At 62.2% G+C, this 15,095-nt stretch carries 15 protein-coding genes and 1 pseudogene; 8 read left to right on the forward strand and 8 right to left on the reverse strand.

Translation table 11 applies throughout. From position 1 onward, the window contains the following. Together moaC and B5525_RS32715 are read left to right on the forward strand one after the other, a co-directional pair. Entirely contained in the window at positions 1-504 is a 504-nt protein-coding gene (gene moaC / locus B5525_RS32710) for a cyclic pyranopterin monophosphate synthase MoaC (protein WP_079569865.1), read from the forward strand. 157 nt (positions 505-661) lie between these two features. Further along, the gene (locus tag B5525_RS32715; protein WP_079569866.1) at positions 662-3,394 is read left to right on the forward strand and encodes a bifunctional diguanylate cyclase/phosphodiesterase; all 2,733 of its coding nucleotides are present in this window, start codon (positions 662-664) and stop codon (positions 3,392-3,394) included. 4 nt (positions 3,395-3,398) lie between these two features. Here B5525_RS32715 and B5525_RS32720 read toward each other — a convergent pair whose 3' ends face one another. Together B5525_RS32720 and B5525_RS32725 are read right to left on the reverse strand one after the other, a co-directional pair. Further along, complete coding sequence (locus B5525_RS32720) at positions 3,399-4,733, reverse strand: S41 family peptidase (RefSeq protein WP_079569868.1); 1,335 nt, start codon at positions 4,731-4,733, stop codon at positions 3,399-3,401. 89 nt (positions 4,734-4,822) lie between these two features. After that, positions 4,823-5,995, reverse strand: coding sequence for an NADH:flavin oxidoreductase/NADH oxidase (locus B5525_RS32725; protein ID WP_154073584.1), 1,173 nt, complete (start codon positions 5,993-5,995; stop codon positions 4,823-4,825). A 988-nt stretch (positions 5,996-6,983) separates the two neighbouring features. Between B5525_RS32725 and B5525_RS32730 the strand changes: the two genes are divergently transcribed. Together B5525_RS32730 and B5525_RS32735 are read left to right on the forward strand one after the other, a co-directional pair. Then, positions 6,984-7,733, forward strand: a complete 750-nt coding sequence (locus B5525_RS32730; protein WP_079569870.1) for an SDR family NAD(P)-dependent oxidoreductase — start codon at positions 6,984-6,986, stop codon at positions 7,731-7,733. Positions 7,734-7,837: 104 nt separating this feature from the next. Beyond that, positions 7,838-8,603 (forward strand): annotated as a pseudogene (locus B5525_RS32735) (SDR family NAD(P)-dependent oxidoreductase). 186 nt (positions 8,604-8,789) lie between these two features. Here the strand turns inward: B5525_RS32735 and B5525_RS32740 are convergent. Then, the gene (locus tag B5525_RS32740) at positions 8,790-9,353 is read right to left on the reverse strand and encodes a YbhB/YbcL family Raf kinase inhibitor-like protein (protein WP_425305225.1); all 564 of its coding nucleotides are present in this window, start codon (positions 9,351-9,353) and stop codon (positions 8,790-8,792) included. Positions 9,354-9,501: 148 nt separating this feature from the next. Between B5525_RS32740 and B5525_RS32745 the strand changes: the two genes are divergently transcribed. Beyond that, positions 9,502-10,632 (forward strand): alpha-hydroxy acid oxidase, encoded by a 1,131-nt coding sequence (locus tag B5525_RS32745; protein ID WP_079574098.1) that lies wholly within the window; start codon positions 9,502-9,504, stop codon positions 10,630-10,632. Between the two features lie 347 nt (positions 10,633-10,979). Continuing rightward, entirely contained in the window at positions 10,980-11,426 is a 447-nt protein-coding gene (locus tag B5525_RS32750) for a hypothetical protein (protein ID WP_154073585.1), read from the forward strand. Between the two features lie 150 nt (positions 11,427-11,576). On the opposite strand, the gene B5525_RS32755 is transcribed toward B5525_RS32750, so the two are convergent. The 4 genes from B5525_RS32755 to B5525_RS32770 all read right to left on the reverse strand — a co-directional run bounded on the left by B5525_RS32755 (position 11,577) and on the right by B5525_RS32770 (position 13,107). Next, on the reverse strand, positions 11,577-12,002 hold the full coding sequence (locus B5525_RS32755) for a DUF1801 domain-containing protein (RefSeq protein ID WP_079574100.1): 426 nt from the start codon (positions 12,000-12,002) through the stop codon (positions 11,577-11,579). A gap of 61 nt (positions 12,003-12,063) precedes the next feature. Then, complete coding sequence (locus B5525_RS32760) at positions 12,064-12,270, reverse strand: hypothetical protein (RefSeq protein WP_079569873.1); 207 nt, start codon at positions 12,268-12,270, stop codon at positions 12,064-12,066. Positions 12,271-12,325: 55 nt separating this feature from the next. Further along, the gene (locus B5525_RS32765) at positions 12,326-12,757 is read right to left on the reverse strand and encodes an SRPBCC family protein (RefSeq protein ID WP_079569874.1); all 432 of its coding nucleotides are present in this window, start codon (positions 12,755-12,757) and stop codon (positions 12,326-12,328) included. Continuing rightward, a complete protein-coding gene (locus B5525_RS32770; protein ID WP_154073586.1) occupies positions 12,754-13,107 on the reverse strand; it encodes an ArsR/SmtB family transcription factor in 354 nt (117 codons plus the stop codon). Before B5525_RS32770 ends, B5525_RS32765 begins: the two co-directional genes overlap by 4 nt. A 311-nt stretch (positions 13,108-13,418) precedes the next feature. On the opposite strand from B5525_RS32770, the gene B5525_RS32775 reads away from it, so the two are divergent. Beyond that, positions 13,419-13,949 (forward strand): dihydrofolate reductase family protein, encoded by a 531-nt coding sequence (locus tag B5525_RS32775; protein WP_079569876.1) that lies wholly within the window; start codon positions 13,419-13,421, stop codon positions 13,947-13,949. A 91-nt stretch (positions 13,950-14,040) separates the two neighbouring features. Here the strand turns inward: B5525_RS32775 and B5525_RS32780 are convergent, their stop codons facing one another. Then, positions 14,041-14,328 (reverse strand): hypothetical protein, encoded by a 288-nt coding sequence (locus B5525_RS32780; protein WP_079569877.1) that lies wholly within the window; start codon positions 14,326-14,328, stop codon positions 14,041-14,043. A 177-nt stretch (positions 14,329-14,505) separates the two neighbouring features. Between B5525_RS32780 and B5525_RS32785 the strand changes: the two genes are divergently transcribed. Next, positions 14,506-15,012: a lysozyme inhibitor LprI family protein gene (locus B5525_RS32785; RefSeq protein ID WP_172900023.1), complete on the forward strand. Its 507-nt coding sequence runs from the start codon at positions 14,506-14,508 to the stop codon at positions 15,010-15,012. The last annotated feature ends 83 nt before the right edge of the window (positions 15,013-15,095 follow it).

The following is a 15,095-nucleotide window of genomic DNA, read 5'->3' on the forward strand; positions in this document are numbered from 1 at the left end:
ATGGCGCGAAAGGTTTCCAGGACAGGGTCCGCCCTCACCCACATCGACGCCAAGGGCGAGGCGCGGATGGTCGATGTCTCCGCCAAACCGGCGACCGAGCGCACCGCGGTCGCGGAAGGCCGCGTCGTCATGAGCAAGGCGACGCTCGAGCTGATCATTTCCGGCAATGCCAGGAAAGGCGACGTACTGGGCACCGCCCGGCTCGCCGGCATCATGGCGGCCAAGCGGACCTCGGATCTGATACCGCTGTGCCACCCGCTGGCGCTGTCGAAAGTCACCGTCGATATCACCCCCGACAGCAAGCTGCCGGGCTGCATCGTGCGCGCCACCGTGAAGGTCACCGGCCCGACCGGGGTCGAGATGGAAGCGCTGACCGCGGTGTCGGTGGCATGTCTGACGATCTACGACATGGTCAAAGCGGTGGAGCGCGGCATCCGCATCGAAGCCATCCATCTCGTCGAGAAAAAGGGCGGCAAGTCCGGGCACTATCGCGCCGGCGATTGAGCCATGGCGTGCGCCTTCAGGAGCGAGCGGGCTCGCCGTTAAATTCCTGTTAACCCAACTTCCTAACCCGACTTCCATTTGCCCGTCGTAGCTATGTGCTGGGCCGGGACATTGCGAAACTGCTCCCGGCATTCGGCTCTGACAATGATCAAGACCAATGACGGCAAACGGTAGCGCCACCTTCAACGTCAAAGCCTCCGTCAGCGACAATCCGATCCGCTGGCTCGTCGGCGGCGGGGTGCTCCTGATCGCGGCGATCGCCATCGGCGCCACGATCATGGTCGGAAATTTCCGCGAGCGCGCGCTGGACAACAGCAAGCGCGAGCTGGAGAACACTGTGCTGTTGCTCTCGCGCCACTTCGATCAGCAACTCGATGACTTCGGAGCCGTTCAGAACGACCTGATCGCCTATATGCGATCGAGCGGGGTCGATAGCATCGAGCGTTACAAGTACCGGATGTCCAGCCCTGAGATCCATCTGATGCTCAGAGCCAAGCTGAGTGCGTTGTCCTATGTCGGCGGCGTCAACGTTTTCGATTCCGACGGCGTGCTGATCAATTCGTCGTCGGTCTGGCCCGTTCCGGCGGTCAGCGTTGCGGACCGGCACTATTTCAAGACCTTCAAGAACGACCCGCAATCGCCTGACATGCTGCTCGAACCGGTCTACAGCCGGATCACCGGCGTCTGGACCACCGTGATTGCGCGCAAGATCACCGGACCCCGTGGCGAGTTTCTCGGTGTCATCGGAAGAGGGATTGAACCGGCCAATTTCGAGAAATTCTTCGCCAGCCTGGCGCTCGGCGATGGCGCCGCGATCGCAATGTTCCATCGCGACGGGACGCTGCTGGCCCGTTATCCCCACGTGGATTCGCTGATCGGACAGAATTTCGCCGACGGTCCGTTCTTCCAGAGTGTCTTTTCGAAATCCGATCACGGAACCGTGCGTACGGTCAGTCCTGTCGATGGAAAAGACCGGCTGGGTGCGGTTCGTGCGCTGAGCGAGTTTCCGATCATCGTGGCAGCGACGACGACCGCTTCGGCCGCGCTCGCCGACTGGCGCGCCCAGATCTGGTTTCTGATCGTAGCGGCCGGCCTCGCGATGCTGGTGATCACGGTGATGCTGTATCTCGTGGTGCGCAAGCTGTCGCATCAGCACCGCCTGTCGGAGCAGCGGCTGCGGCTGGAAAAGCAACGTCTGGATACCGCCGTCAACAACATGACGCAGGGCCTGTTGCTGTTTGCTTCATCGCAGCGGCTCATCATCTGCAATCAGCGCTATATCGACATGTACGGCCTGTCGGCGAAGGTCGTGAAGCCGGGCGCGACTTTCCGCGAGGTCATCGCGCATCGCAAGGCCACCGGGTCGTTCGTGGGCGACGTCGACCTGTATTGTTCCCGCGTGCTGCGCGACATCGGGCTCCGGCAGACGATGACCATCCAGACTCCCGACGGACGCTCGATCCAGGTCGTCAACGAACCGCTGGCCGACGGCGGATGGGTCGCGACCCACGAGGATATCACCGAACGCACCCGCGCCGAGCAGCGCATCACGCACCTGGCGCATTACGACGCGCTGACCGACCTGCCGAACCGCGCCCTATTTCATGGACGGCTGAAAGCGGAACTGGCGAACATCGCACCCGGCGGGCAATTGGCGGTGCATTACATCGACATCGACGAATTCAAGAGCGTCAACGACTCGCTCGGCCATTTGATCGGCGATGAGCTCCTGAAATCGGTGGCGGCGAGCCTGAACCGATGCGTCGAAGCTTCCGATTTCGTCGCCCGGCTGGGCGGCGACGAATTCGCCATCGTCCAGACCGCGGTCAGATCCACCGCCGAGGTTACCGATCTCGTTGAACGGGTCTTCGACGCGATCCGGGAGCCCTTTGAATGCCTCGGTCACCAATTGAGCACCGACGCCAGCATCGGCATCGCGCTGGCTCCCGAGCATGGCGTCGACCTCGACCAGATTCTCAAGAACGCGGATCTGGCGATGTATGCCGCCAAATCGGCCGGCCGGCGGACCTATCGTTTCTTCGAGCCCGAGATGGACGCGCAGGTCAAGGCGCGCCGCAGGCTGGAACTGGATCTGCGGCAGGCGATCGCGGACCAGGCGCTGGAGGTCTATTACCAGCCCTGCGTCAGCCTCGCCGACAACACGATCACCGGCTGCGAGGCGCTGGTACGCTGGCGACACCCCGAGCGAGGCATGATCTCGCCCGCCGAATTCATTCCGATCGCGGAAGAGACCGGCCTGATCAACCAGCTCGGCGAATGGGTGCTCGAGACCGCCTGCGCGGAGGCCACCAAATGGCCCGACGACATCAGGCTCGCCGTCAACGTTTCGCCGGTGCAGTTTCGCAGCGGCACGCTGGCGCTGAGGATCGTCGCCGCACTGGCGCAGTCCGGCCTGCCGGCGAGCCGGCTGGAACTGGAGATCACGGAGGCCGTGCTGATCCGCGACGACGATGCGGCGCTCGCCATCCTGCATCAGCTGCGCGGCATCGGGGTCCGGATAGCGCTCGACGATTTCGGCACCGGTTACTCCTCGCTGAGCTATCTGCAGCGTTTTCCGTTCGACAAGATCAAGATCGACCGCTGCTTCGTCAACGACATCGCCGAGGCGAACGGATCGTCCTGCATCGTGCGGGCGGTGGTGAACATCGCCACCGAACGCCACATGACGACGACCGCGGAGGGCGTCGAGACACGGCAGCAGCAGGAACTGCTGCGCGCGCTCGGCTGCTCGGAAATGCAGGGCTATCTGTTCAGCCCAGCGAAACCGGCCGCCGAGATCCGCCGGATGTTTCTCCAGGCCCGCGAGCGGCCGGCGGCCATGCCGCCAAGCCCGGGGCGCAAGCGCCGGCGGCTGCCCTCCACGGCTTAAGGGCCTAGTTCGGAACCGCCGCCTTGGGCGGCGCCGGAACATCCGCATTGACGGTGACGCCGCGCAGGAAGTTGTAGGCCGCGGCCAGCGCCTTGTCGTCCTTCTCGTCGGGCGGAACATAGGCTTGCGACCCCGTCGCCTCCACACCCTCGGCGGCGAGATGGCCGCGCATCGAGGCCTCGCCCTTCAGTTCGACACGGTCCTTCAGTTCGTCCGGCACGGTCTGCAGCACTTCGATGTCGGGCTTGACGCCCTGCGCCTGAATCGAATGACCGGACGGGGTAAAGTACCGTGCCGTCGTCAGCGCCAGCGCGCCGTTGCCGCTGCCGAGCGGAATGATGGTCTGCACTGAGCCCTTGCCGAAGGAACGCGTGCCGATCAGGGTCGCGCGCTTGTGATCGTGCAACGCGCCGGCCACGATTTCGGAAGCCGAGGCCGCGCCGCCATTGATCAGGACCACCAGCGGCTTGCCCTTGGTGAGATCGCCGCCATGCGCGGTGAAGCGCTGGGTTTCTTCCGGGGTGCGGCCGCGGGTCGAGACCACCTCACCGCGCGGCATGAAAGTCGACGCCACCGAGACCGCCTGATCGAGCAATCCGCCGGGGTTGTTGCGGAGATCGACGACATAGCCGGTCAGCTTGTCCTGCGGGATCTGCTTTGAGATATCGGCGATCGCCTTGTGCAGGCCGTCGGTGGTCTGCTCGTTGAACGAGGTGATCCGGATATAGCCGATGTCGCCGCCATCGGTGTGGAACGCGACCGGGCGTACGCGGATTATCTCGCGCTTCAGCGTGACGTCGATCGGCTTGTCGACGCCCTTGCGCTCGATCTTGAGGTGGGTCTCGGTATCGACTGGGCCCTTCATCTTGTTGACGGCCTGCTCCAGGGTCAGCCCCTGAACCGCGTCGGCGTCGATCTGGGTGATCAAGTCGCCCGAGAGGATACCGGCTCTCGCCGCGGGCGTGTCGTCCATCGGCGCCACCACCTTGACCAGGCCGTTCTCCATCATGACCTCGATGCCGAGCCCACCGAACTCGCCCTGGGTCGTCTCCTGCATGTCCTTCCAGGCCTTGTCATTCATGTAGCGCGAATGCGGGTCCAGCGCGGAGATCATGCCGTTGATGGCGCCTTCGATCAGCTTGGGGTCGTCGGGCTTCTCGACATAGTCGGCCCTCACGCGCTCGAACACCTCGCCGAACAGATTGAGCTGCGAATAGGCATCACCGCCGACCGCGGCCTTGGCGATATTGACCGACAGCGCGCCCTGCGGCGTCGTGACGAGCAAGGTCAGACAGGCGCCTGCCGCCGCCCCGAGGAAAAACAACATATTCTTGCGCATCGTTCCAGGAACCTTCTCGCTATCAGTTGTCGCCCGCCACGGACCGGCGCTTCAGTGTCCCGCCATTCGGCTGAATCTACGCCGCAGAATCACAACACATTTCCGGTATCTTTGAGGCCATTTTGCCAAGTTGACGGCTTTGTGCCGAAACCACGCTTTGCGCGGGTGCCCAGCCACCAGCCGAACTGCGGCGGTACTGTTCGAAATGGCCCCTCGATGCCCAGTTTCAAGGCAGCATCCAGCGGCCAGTTTGGATTGTTGAGGATTTCGCGCCCGACCGCGATCAGATCGGCCTGCCCGTCCTCCAGGATCTGCTCGGCCTGGTCGCCATGGATGATCAATCCGACTGCCATGGTCATGATATCGGCCTGGCGGCGGACATATTCCGACAGCGGAACCTGATAGCTGTATTTGATTTCCTTGCCGAGGATCGGCGCCTGGTCGGTGATGCCGCCGGAGGAACAATCGATCACGTCGATGCCTTTGGGCTTGAGGATTTTTGCAAGCCGCGCGCTCTGTTCCGGTCCCCATCCAGCACTGTCTTCCACCGACAGCCGCACGAACAAGGGCTTGTCATCGGGCCATTGCGCACGCACCGCTTCGGTGATCTCGGTGATGAAGCGCATCCGGTTCAATTCGGAGCCGCCATATTCGTCCGTGCGCTGGTTGGAGCGTTCCGACAGGAACTGGTGCACGAGATAGCCGTGCGCGCCATGCAGCTCAAGCACGTCGAAGCCGGCCTCGCGGGCGCGCCGCGCCGCCTGGCCCCAGGCCTGCACGAGGTCCTTGACTTCCTGGCGTGCCAGCGCCTTCGGCACCGGCCATTTGTCGCTGTGCGCGATCGCGCTCGGCGCCACCGGCGACCAGGCGTCCCAGTCCTCGATCTCAGGGGTTTGCTTCAACGGCCCGTCGCCTTCCCAGGGGCGGTTGGCGCGCGCCTTGCGGCCGGAATGGCCGAGCTGGATTCCGGCGACCGAATTCTGCTGCTTGATGAACTTGACGAGACGCTTGAGCGGTTCGACGAAGGCGTCGTCCCAGATGCCGAGATCCCCCACCGTGCCGCAGCCGCGCCGCTCGACCTTGGTCGACTCGACGATGACGAGTCCGGCACCGCCCGCTGCGAATTTTCCCGCATTCATCAGATGCCAGTCGGTCGGGAATCCCTTCACCGCGGAATACTGATGCATCGGTGGCACCACGATGCGGTTCTTCAACTCGACGCCCCGGATCGTCAGCGGCGAAAACAAGAGCATTCCCGTCATGATCGATTTCCTCGTGCGGCGTCGGACGGCGGTGACCCGGTCGCGCCCCCGGTGTTCTCGTGCCGCAACGATATCGCGCAACCGCGCTGCGGCAAAGGCGGAATCCCGCAAGTTTGATGAGCAATTTGTAATGGGAGGCACTCAAGGCGAGTGCTCTCAATGACGGCCTTTGGACATGCGTATAACTCCCGCGGCGCGAGGCGCCCGAGGCTTGCATGTATCTCTCGCCCAAAGAGGGCGTGGGGAATGCCGGGTGCCAGCGCACCCGCAGCCGCGCGTGTAGTGTAGAAAGCACGCGCGTTAGTCACCACGGTTGCGCCGAAACACCCGGCATTCCCGCACGCAATGGTTTTAACGGTTTCCTTCGTACTCTCCCCGGTGATCGGCCTTTCTTGTCACCGTCATCCCTGAGAAGCTTGCTTCTCACGAACTTGACGCCGGCGTCGAGGCGTCAGGACCACACGACTTCTCCGTCCGCAAGCAAAACGCTCTCGTCTCAAGCGCCGCCCGCGTCCATCGCATCCAACCCCGCGTCCGTGACGATCGCGATACGCCCCTCGAGTGGGGGTGGACGGCGGAGGTTATAAGGCGATTTGCGATTTCGGAAAACCAGAATATTTTTTAGAGAGGGACTGGACAGGTAGAAACAGCTTGATCCGCCTTGGGAAATTAGATTTTACGCGCAAATCTCTGGGGGGCAGAGGCCGGCAGCCTGGATCACGCCGAGGTTGGCCCGACGCGCCGAGACGATTGAGTGCACCGTAACTCCGGAAGGCGCGCGACATATCCGCGACGAATTCGTAGCCTGGCATTCGGGCTTCATCCTTAGCTGCCACCTCCCGAACGATCATTCCATCCTGGAATAAGCGCTATTCCATCAGGCCGTCCGGCTGCTGACAGGATGGTGGCAGCAGAGCGCCGCTAGATAAGGTCCTATTCAAGGGAACGGCTCGCACCGGGCCCGACTCCAGCGAATAAGGAAGCAACGATGTCGAGATTACAAAACAAGGTCGCCGTAATTACCGGCGGCACCAGCGGGATTGGATTGGCAGCGGCGCAGCGGTTCGTCGCTGAAGGAGCGTTCGTCTATATCTTCGCCCGCCGTCAAGACGAGTTGGACAAGGTGGTCGCTTCGATCGGCCGGAACATCGTCGGCGTGCAGGGCGACGTCCGCAAGCTCGAGGATCTCGACCGTCTCTATGCGAAGGTCGCCTCCGACGGCCGCACGGTCGACGTGGTGGTTGCCAACATCGGCGCCGTCAACAGCGTGAAGCTCGCCGATGTCACCATCGAGAGCTTCAACCACAATTTCGATGTCAACGCCCGCGGCGTGCTGTTCACGGTGCAGAAGTCGCTGCCGCTCCTGAGCAATGGCGCGTCGGTCATTCTGACCAGTACGGTCGCCTCCCTGCGCGGCTTCCCCGGTCGCAGCGCCTACGCCGCATCCAAGACCGCACTGCGCTCCTATGCCCGGACCTGGACGATGGAGCTCAAGGACCGGGGCATCCGGGTCAATACGATTACTCCCGGTCCTTGCGACACGCCGCTGATTGACGCCGAGGTCAGTTCGCCCGAGGAGGCGGCCGCCGTTCGCGCCAAGCATGCCGCGAACATCCCGCTCGGCCGCATGGCACGGCCCGAGGAGATCGCGGCGGCGATGTTGTTTCTAGCCTCCGAGGACAGCAGCTTCGTCGCCGGCAGCGAACTGCTGGTCGACGGCGGTATGTGCTCCGTCTGAACCAGCCCCAGGCGATCGTTTCCGGCGCGCTCCAACCGTCCAGCGCGCCGTTCTCCCGACAGGCTCAAGGCGCGGCCGTTCCTATCTTGTAAAGAGGATTTAAAATGCCAAAGCTCCAAGGAAAAGTTGCCCTCGTCACTGGTGGCAGTAGCGGAATGGGTCTCGCCACCGCCAAGCGCTTCGTTGAAGAGGGCGCGTTCGTCTACATCACCGGGCGCCGTCAGACGGAACTGGACAAGGCGGTATCGGTGATTGGCCGCAATGTCGCTGCAGTGCGGGGTGACGTGTCCAACCTCGCCGATCTCGACCGGCTCTACACCAAGATCGCCAGCGAGAAGGGCAAGATCGATATCCTTTTCGCCGGGGCGGGCATCGTCGATCCTCAGCCGCTCGCCGAGACGACGGAGGAAAGCTTCGACAAGGTCTTTGCTATCAACACGCGGGGTGTGGTCTTCACGGTGAAGAAGGCTCTGCCGCTTCTGAATGACGGGGGGGCGATCATCGTGATCACCTCGATCGCCGAGAACAAGGGCATCCCCGGCTTCACCGCCTACAGTGCCACCAAGGCGGCAGTCCGCTCCTTCGTCCGCACGTGGACGGCGGAGTTGAAGGATCGTCGCATCCGGGTCAATGCGATCAGCCCGGGGCCCATCGACACGCCGATTTTCGAGCAGCAGGCGCCTACCAAAGAGGGGGCCGACCAAAGAGGGGGCCGACCAAGCCCGCGCGCAGTTCGCCGCGGCCGTTCCGTTCGGGCGGCTCGGCCGCCCAGAGGAGATCGCGTCGACCGCCTTGTTCCTCGTTTCTGACGAAGCAAGCTTCATCGCAGGCGTGGACCTCCCGGTCGATGGCGGCATGACTGCGATTTGAAACCGTCGGCGCAAGCTGGCACCACCATACGTCGGCTCAGGGCCATTCGCGACCGGGCCGAGCCGGCGACAACTCCGGCCATGTCCGCTATGCCACGCTGAAAGCGGAAGTATATTCAGATCCTTAGCGGCTCCGCGACCGGCCATTGCGGCGACAAGTCGGGAATTGGCGTCTCGCACCTGATCTTCAGCGGCCGTAAAGTCCGGTCAGCGTCGCCTTCGCCAGCGTATGGAAGTGCAGATCGAACCCGACCAATGCCGCGGAAGCCATGTCGTTCTTGGCATCCGGCAGCTTGTCGACATCGACCGCAAAAACCGTGATTTGGTAGTGGTGCGGCTTGTCGCCGGCCGGCGGGCACGGGCCACCATAGCCATCGGCGCCGAAATCGGTCCGGCTCTGGATCGCGCCCTTCGGCATCAGCTTCTTCTTCCCGTCACCGGCGCCCTTCGGCAATGACGTCGTGGCTGCGGGAATGTTGAACACAATCCAGTGCCACCAGCCGCTGCCGGTCGGCGCATCCGGATCATACATGCTGAGCGCGAAGCTCTTGGTGCCCGAGGGCGCGTCGCTCCAGTTCAGCACCGGCGAAAGGTTGCCACCGGTGCAGCCGAACCCTTTGAACACCTGCTCATTGGCAATGGTGCCGCCTTCCCTGATGTCGGCGCTGGTCAGGGTCATGGTCTGCGCGTTTGCGGTGCCTACGCCGAGCAGGCTCAGGCCAAACGTCCCCCATAGGGCCAGTCTTGTCATGGCATTTCCTCCCCATCGATGGAAACCGGGATTTCTGCGTGCTTCCCGTTGATACCTGCCATAGCAAATTTCGGGATGGCGCGGAAGCTCGGGAAACGATAGGCGAATGGCTAACGCAAAACTGCCAAGCATCCCCGGGGAGGACATGATGAACGAAGCAACTCGCATCCAAGCGCCAACGGTCGAACTCGGCGCCAGCGGCGAGGAATTCCAGAACCTGCACGAGCTGATCCGCAGGGCCCGCGCCAACCTCAACCAGAATTCCTGGGATTACATCGTCGGTGCCGCCGAGACCGAGACCACCATGCGCCGCAACCGCATGGCGCTCGACGAGATCGCGTTCCGGCCGCGCGTGCTGCGCAATGTTGCAGAGGTCCACGCCTCGGTCGAGCAATTCGGCCGCCGGATGCGGCTGCCGGTGGTGATCGCGCCGGTCGGCGCGCTCGAACTGTTCGATCCAGGTGCTGCGGCCAGCGTCGCCCGCGCCGCCGGCACTTTTGGGGCCGCCCACATGCTGAGCTCGGTGTCGGAGCCGGGCCTGGAAAAAACCGCCGAGGCCGCCCCCGATGCGTTGCGGATGTACCAGCTCTATGTCCGCGGCGGCGACGCCTTTGTCGAGGATGTCGTCAGCCGCGCGGCCGCCAGCAACTACTCGGCGTTCTGCCTGACCGTCGACACCGCCCATTACAGTCGCCGCGAGCGCGACATCGCCAAACGTTATGTCCGCGCCAGCCGCGTCCGTGCCACCGGCGGCGATTTCCAGAAGGGGCTGGAATGGCGCACGGTGAAGCTGATCAAGGACAGGTTCAAAATACCGCTGGTGATCAAGGGCATTGCCACCGCGGAGGATGCCCAGATCGCGCTCGATCACGGCGTTGACTGGATCTACGTGTCGAACCATGGCGGCCGCCAGCTCGACCACGGCCGCGGCGCCTTGCATGTGCTGCCCGAGATCGTCGACACGGTGAAGGGTCGCGCGAAAATCATGGTCGACGGCGGCTTCTGCCGCGGCAGCGACATCGTCAAGGCGATCGCGATGGGCGCCGATCTCGTCGGCATCGGCCGCCTGCAATGCTGGGCGCTGGCCGCCAAAGGCGAAGAAGGCGTGCGGCGCATGCTGGAGCTATTGGAAGACGAAGTGATCCGCTGCCTCGGTCTGCTCGGCGTGAGAAACTTCGGCGAGCTCGACAAATCCTATCTGCACCAGGCGGCGCCGACCAACCTGCCGCATGTGTTCAGCGCGTTTCCGCTGCTGGACATCGAGCCGTACCGGTACTGAGCGGAAGTCCGCTCGGCTGCGGCTTCGTTTTCTTCCCAGAGACATCACCGTCAGATCGGTTACTTCCAGAGAGTGCCCGGACCGGAAGCGCCTCCTGCAGATTGGCGACGCCGAGCGAGATCCCTGTCGTGCGCCTGGTCCGCGCCCAGCGGCGCGAACACGGCCACGCAAGGGTTCCGCGTTTGCATCGCGATCAGAAACCGGGCGCGCCAGTCGCCTCCGTTAACTACAATCCGGTACGGCACTCGACGAAATCCTGTTTCCGATTGCCGATAAGAAAAAATTAAGGTTGATTGAACTCGTTCTTTACCGTCGCGAAGACGCGCGATCGAGCATCGGGGGCGAGATTGACTAGGACGGTCTGGATCGCGGCCTTTAGCCTGGCACTTATTGGCGGGTTGTTCGCTACCAAGGTGACGGCATCGATGGTCGCCGGCGAAGAGCGCGAGCCTGATCCAACGACGGTGAGCACGATCCTCGGGCAGGACACCCTGACGACGTCGGATAAAGGCGCTGCCGCATACGACGTTCCTCCCGCAAATGCGAATTTAGTCCTGCCGATCAGCTCGGCGGCGGTTCTTGAAACCAGGAAGTTCGTGGTCAGCCGAAGCTCGCGGCGGCTGACGGCCCTGAATGCAAATCGAGGCGCCGTGAAGCTGCCCAAACCGCGACCCACGATCAGACTGTCGAAGAAAAACAATCCGGCTCAGAATGGCGACGTGAAAGGTTGTACTCAACCGGACGGCTTGGGTGGCATCTTATTGTCGTTGAGCGGTTCGCTTCGCTGTGGCTGACGAACCGCCGTATGCGTTCAGCGCGTTTCCGCTGTTGGACATCGAGCCGTACCGGTACTGAGGGAAAGCAGGCAGCGACTTCCGTCGCACGCACGACCACAGCCAAGCAAGCTCGCACCGTCCCTTCCCATGGGTCGATCGCCGTGGCGGTCAGCCCTGTGCTTTGGACTTGTTCAAAGTAACCGCGGCGCGGATGAGCGCCTTCAACGCCTTTTCATCGATCCGGTCATCCTCATGGATGTCGATGGCACGCCTGGTGTTGCCTTCGAGACTGGAATTGAAGAGCCCCGTGGGATCCTCGAGCGAGGCGCCCCTGGCGAAGGTCAGCTTTACGACGCTCTTGTAGGTCTCGCCGGTGCAGATTATTCCATCGTGATACCACACCGGCACGCCTCGCCATTTCCAATCCTCGACCACAGAGGGGTCCGCCTGCTTGATGAGAGTTCGGACCTTCGCGAGCATCTCACCTCGCCAATCACCGAGTTCCTTGATTCTGGCATCGATCAGCCGGGATGCAGAGTCTGTTGCTTTTCCTTCTTTCGAGCCGCTCGTCCTCGTTTTCATCGTTCTCGTCATGGTTAGCCGCTCGCTATTCGCTCGGGTATCGTTGGCCATTGGTTCATTCTGATCCGCCGCATCATCCGCTGCGCCATTTGGCGGCATACGGCAGCACGAACAAGTATAGGCCGGTGACCAGGAGAACGGCGAGCGGCAGCAGCGCCAACAGGCCAATCCAGACGGCTTGTTCCTTTTGTACCAAGGCGAGGAAGTTGACGATGACGGCCACCGTAAAAGCAATAGACAGCCAGCGGTGAAGCTGCCGAATCCACGTGTTCCATTTCAATGTGACCTCCTATCGGCGAGCCGCCGGGCGGCGGACTTCCTTGCAACCTTGTGACTCACTCCGTTCGCGCCAGGGCCTGCTCCAGCTTCGCGAAGAACTGCTGCCAGCCGGCCTTGGCGCCCCCAAAGGCCTGTTTCTGATCCGGCCGGAAGCCCGACTGCTCCATGCGCAGGTGGGTGCCCATGCGCGTTGGGGTGAGCGTAAAAGTCACCACGCTCTTTAAATTGTAGGCCGCATCTTCGTGCGCAAAATTCCAGGTGTAGGACAGGGTTTTGTTCGGCTCGACGGCGAGAACCTCGCAGTCCAGCACGCCGCCCCAGTCTCCGCGCAGATTGAAACGGTGGCCCACGACGGCCTCGAAGTCGTTCTTCATGAGCCACTCCTCGATGAGGTGTGGTTGCGTCAGCGCGCGCCAAAGCTTTTCGGGTGGAAAAGGTACCTCCCGCTCGACAACAACAAAGCGCGTTTCAGCCGATGTTTCGTTCATTGGTCCATCCTTTTCAGCAGATCTTCAAGGCGGTCGAATCGATCCTCCCAAATGCCGGCCATCTGGCTCGTCCAGTCGATCAGCGGAGCCAGGGCGCCAAGTTGTGCGCTGTAGTGCGTCTGGCGACCTTCGTGGCGGTCGCGCACCAACCCGGCTTGCTTGAGGACCCCAAGATGCTTCGAAACGGCCGGCTGCGAGACCCCGGCCCGAGCCGTCAGAGCTCCGACGGTCTGCTCTCCTTCGCGGCACAGTCGCTCGAAAAGCGCCCGCCGGGTTGGATCGGCGAGCGTTCTGAAGAGCTCATCGTGAGTCTTAGGCACTTGAGTCTTGGGCACTTGAATCTTGGGCATTTGGGATCAATAACCTGTTAGCTATGGATAGATGTATAACTTTGGAATTATGTATATGTCAAACGGGAAAATGTTCGGCGTAATGATCCTTGCACATGGAACATTACACATCGAGCATCGGGCTATGTGGGTGCCTGTCATCGGTTGAGCGCGGCGACTTCCGCAAAGGATCGGAAAGCGGACGTCTGGTTATTGGCCACACCGGTAAAGCGGCGCGCAAATTGTGTCCAACCTCACTTCTGCGCAACGTCGGCTCAAGCTATTCTGAAGAGCCTGGGGTGGAGAAGAGCCTGGGGTGGAGAATTTGTAGCATGGCGAAGCTCGTCTTTGGAATGAACCAGTCCCTGGACGGTTATGTCGACCACCTTGAAATGAGACCAAGCCCCGCGCTCTTTCGTCACTTCATAGAGCAGGTGCGCGGCCTGACCGGCAGTGTGTACGGTCGCCGCATGTACGAGGTCATGCGCTATTGGGACGAAGACCGTCCTGAGTGGGGCGCGGAGGAACGCGACTTCGCGGCGGCGTGGCGGCGCCAACCGAAGTGGGTCGTGTCGCGCTCGTTGAAGTCAGTCGGCCCCAACGCCACTCTTGTCGAGGATGACCTTGAGGCGGTGATAGGTGGGCTGAAGGCTCAGCTCGTTGGGGAGATCGAAGTCGCCGGACCAGACCTGGCGCGAAGCCTGACCGACCTTGGTCTCATCGACGAGTATCAACTCTACTTCCACCCCATCGTGCTGGGTCGCGGCAAGCCATACTTCGCGGGCCCCCGGCCGCCGCTCCGCCTTGTGGCCAGCGATCTAATTGGCGAGGACGTGATCAGGTTGACGTACGTTCCTGCATGATCGCGCGACTTGTTCGACGGACTGCGCCGACGCATCAGGTCCGCTTTGGGTCCAGGCGGTGTGAAAACTGCACTGGCAACTTTTGCCCGCATTATCGCGCTTGAGAGGTATCTTTCGACAGAACGTTCACGCGTTTGACGGGCTTCTTCAACACGTTCTCCACGATAACGGCGACGTGCCAGCTATACTCGGTGCCGACGACCGCTGCGGTGTCTCCATCCTTCACAAACACCTCGACCGTATCATCGGTCAGCCCGCCGCAGGCAAAACCGAGAAACCATCGATCGTAGGTGTCCGCGCCCAAGACAAAGTTGAGCTTCGCTTCGATAGCCTGTTGCTGGGCTTTCGTGGGGAGCATGGCGGCCCGTTGTTGTGACATCGACCGCTGCAGCTACGAATGACACCCATTTCCGGTTTCAGAAGATCAACCGGAAAATTCAAGCCTCCTTCGGCCGCGGAATCCGGTCGACCCTTCCGACGCGGTTTCTTCACGCACACCGGTTTCCACGCCACTCGAAAGCGCTATAATTCACGTTCGCCGGTGGGTTCAGGGCACATGCAATTCCGTCGACCGTTGTCGTTGCTCGCTCTCGCGCTGCTCGTCGTCGGCCCGCATCCAGTGCGGGCGGACGCTCCCGCGGCAAAGGATATCGCTGTTATCGGCGACTGCCTGCGCAAGCAGGACAAGAAGAGCGGCTCGCAGGAAGCCGACGAGGCGGTCTGCCTCATGGCAGTTGCGAAGCCTTGCATGGGCGGCGATGAAACGGCGGTGACCGCAAGGCGCCAGATCGACTGCCTGGATCGCGAGCGGCTGGTCTGGGACCAGATCGTCAACGATTCCTACAAGACCATGATGAACGCGCTCGAGCCCGATCAGCAGGCCAAGCTGCGCGAGATGCAGCGATCATGGATCCAGACCCGCGATCTGACCTGCGCCTTCTGGTACGATTATTTCCAGGGCACCATGGCCAATCCGATGATCGCGTACTGCAACAACCGGGAGACCGCCCGGCGCGCGATCTTCCTGCGGATATTTGCCGCTGACATCGCGGAGCGGAAATAGCGGATGGCTGGCCCGGTCCACGCCGGCGCATGCCTGACGGATCCGAGACTTATTTTTGTAGCTCTCTCGAACCGGTTTTGATC

This window comes from Bradyrhizobium erythrophlei, from assembly GCF_900129505.1.
Taxonomy (GTDB): domain Bacteria; phylum Pseudomonadota; class Alphaproteobacteria; order Rhizobiales; family Xanthobacteraceae; genus Bradyrhizobium; species Bradyrhizobium erythrophlei_D.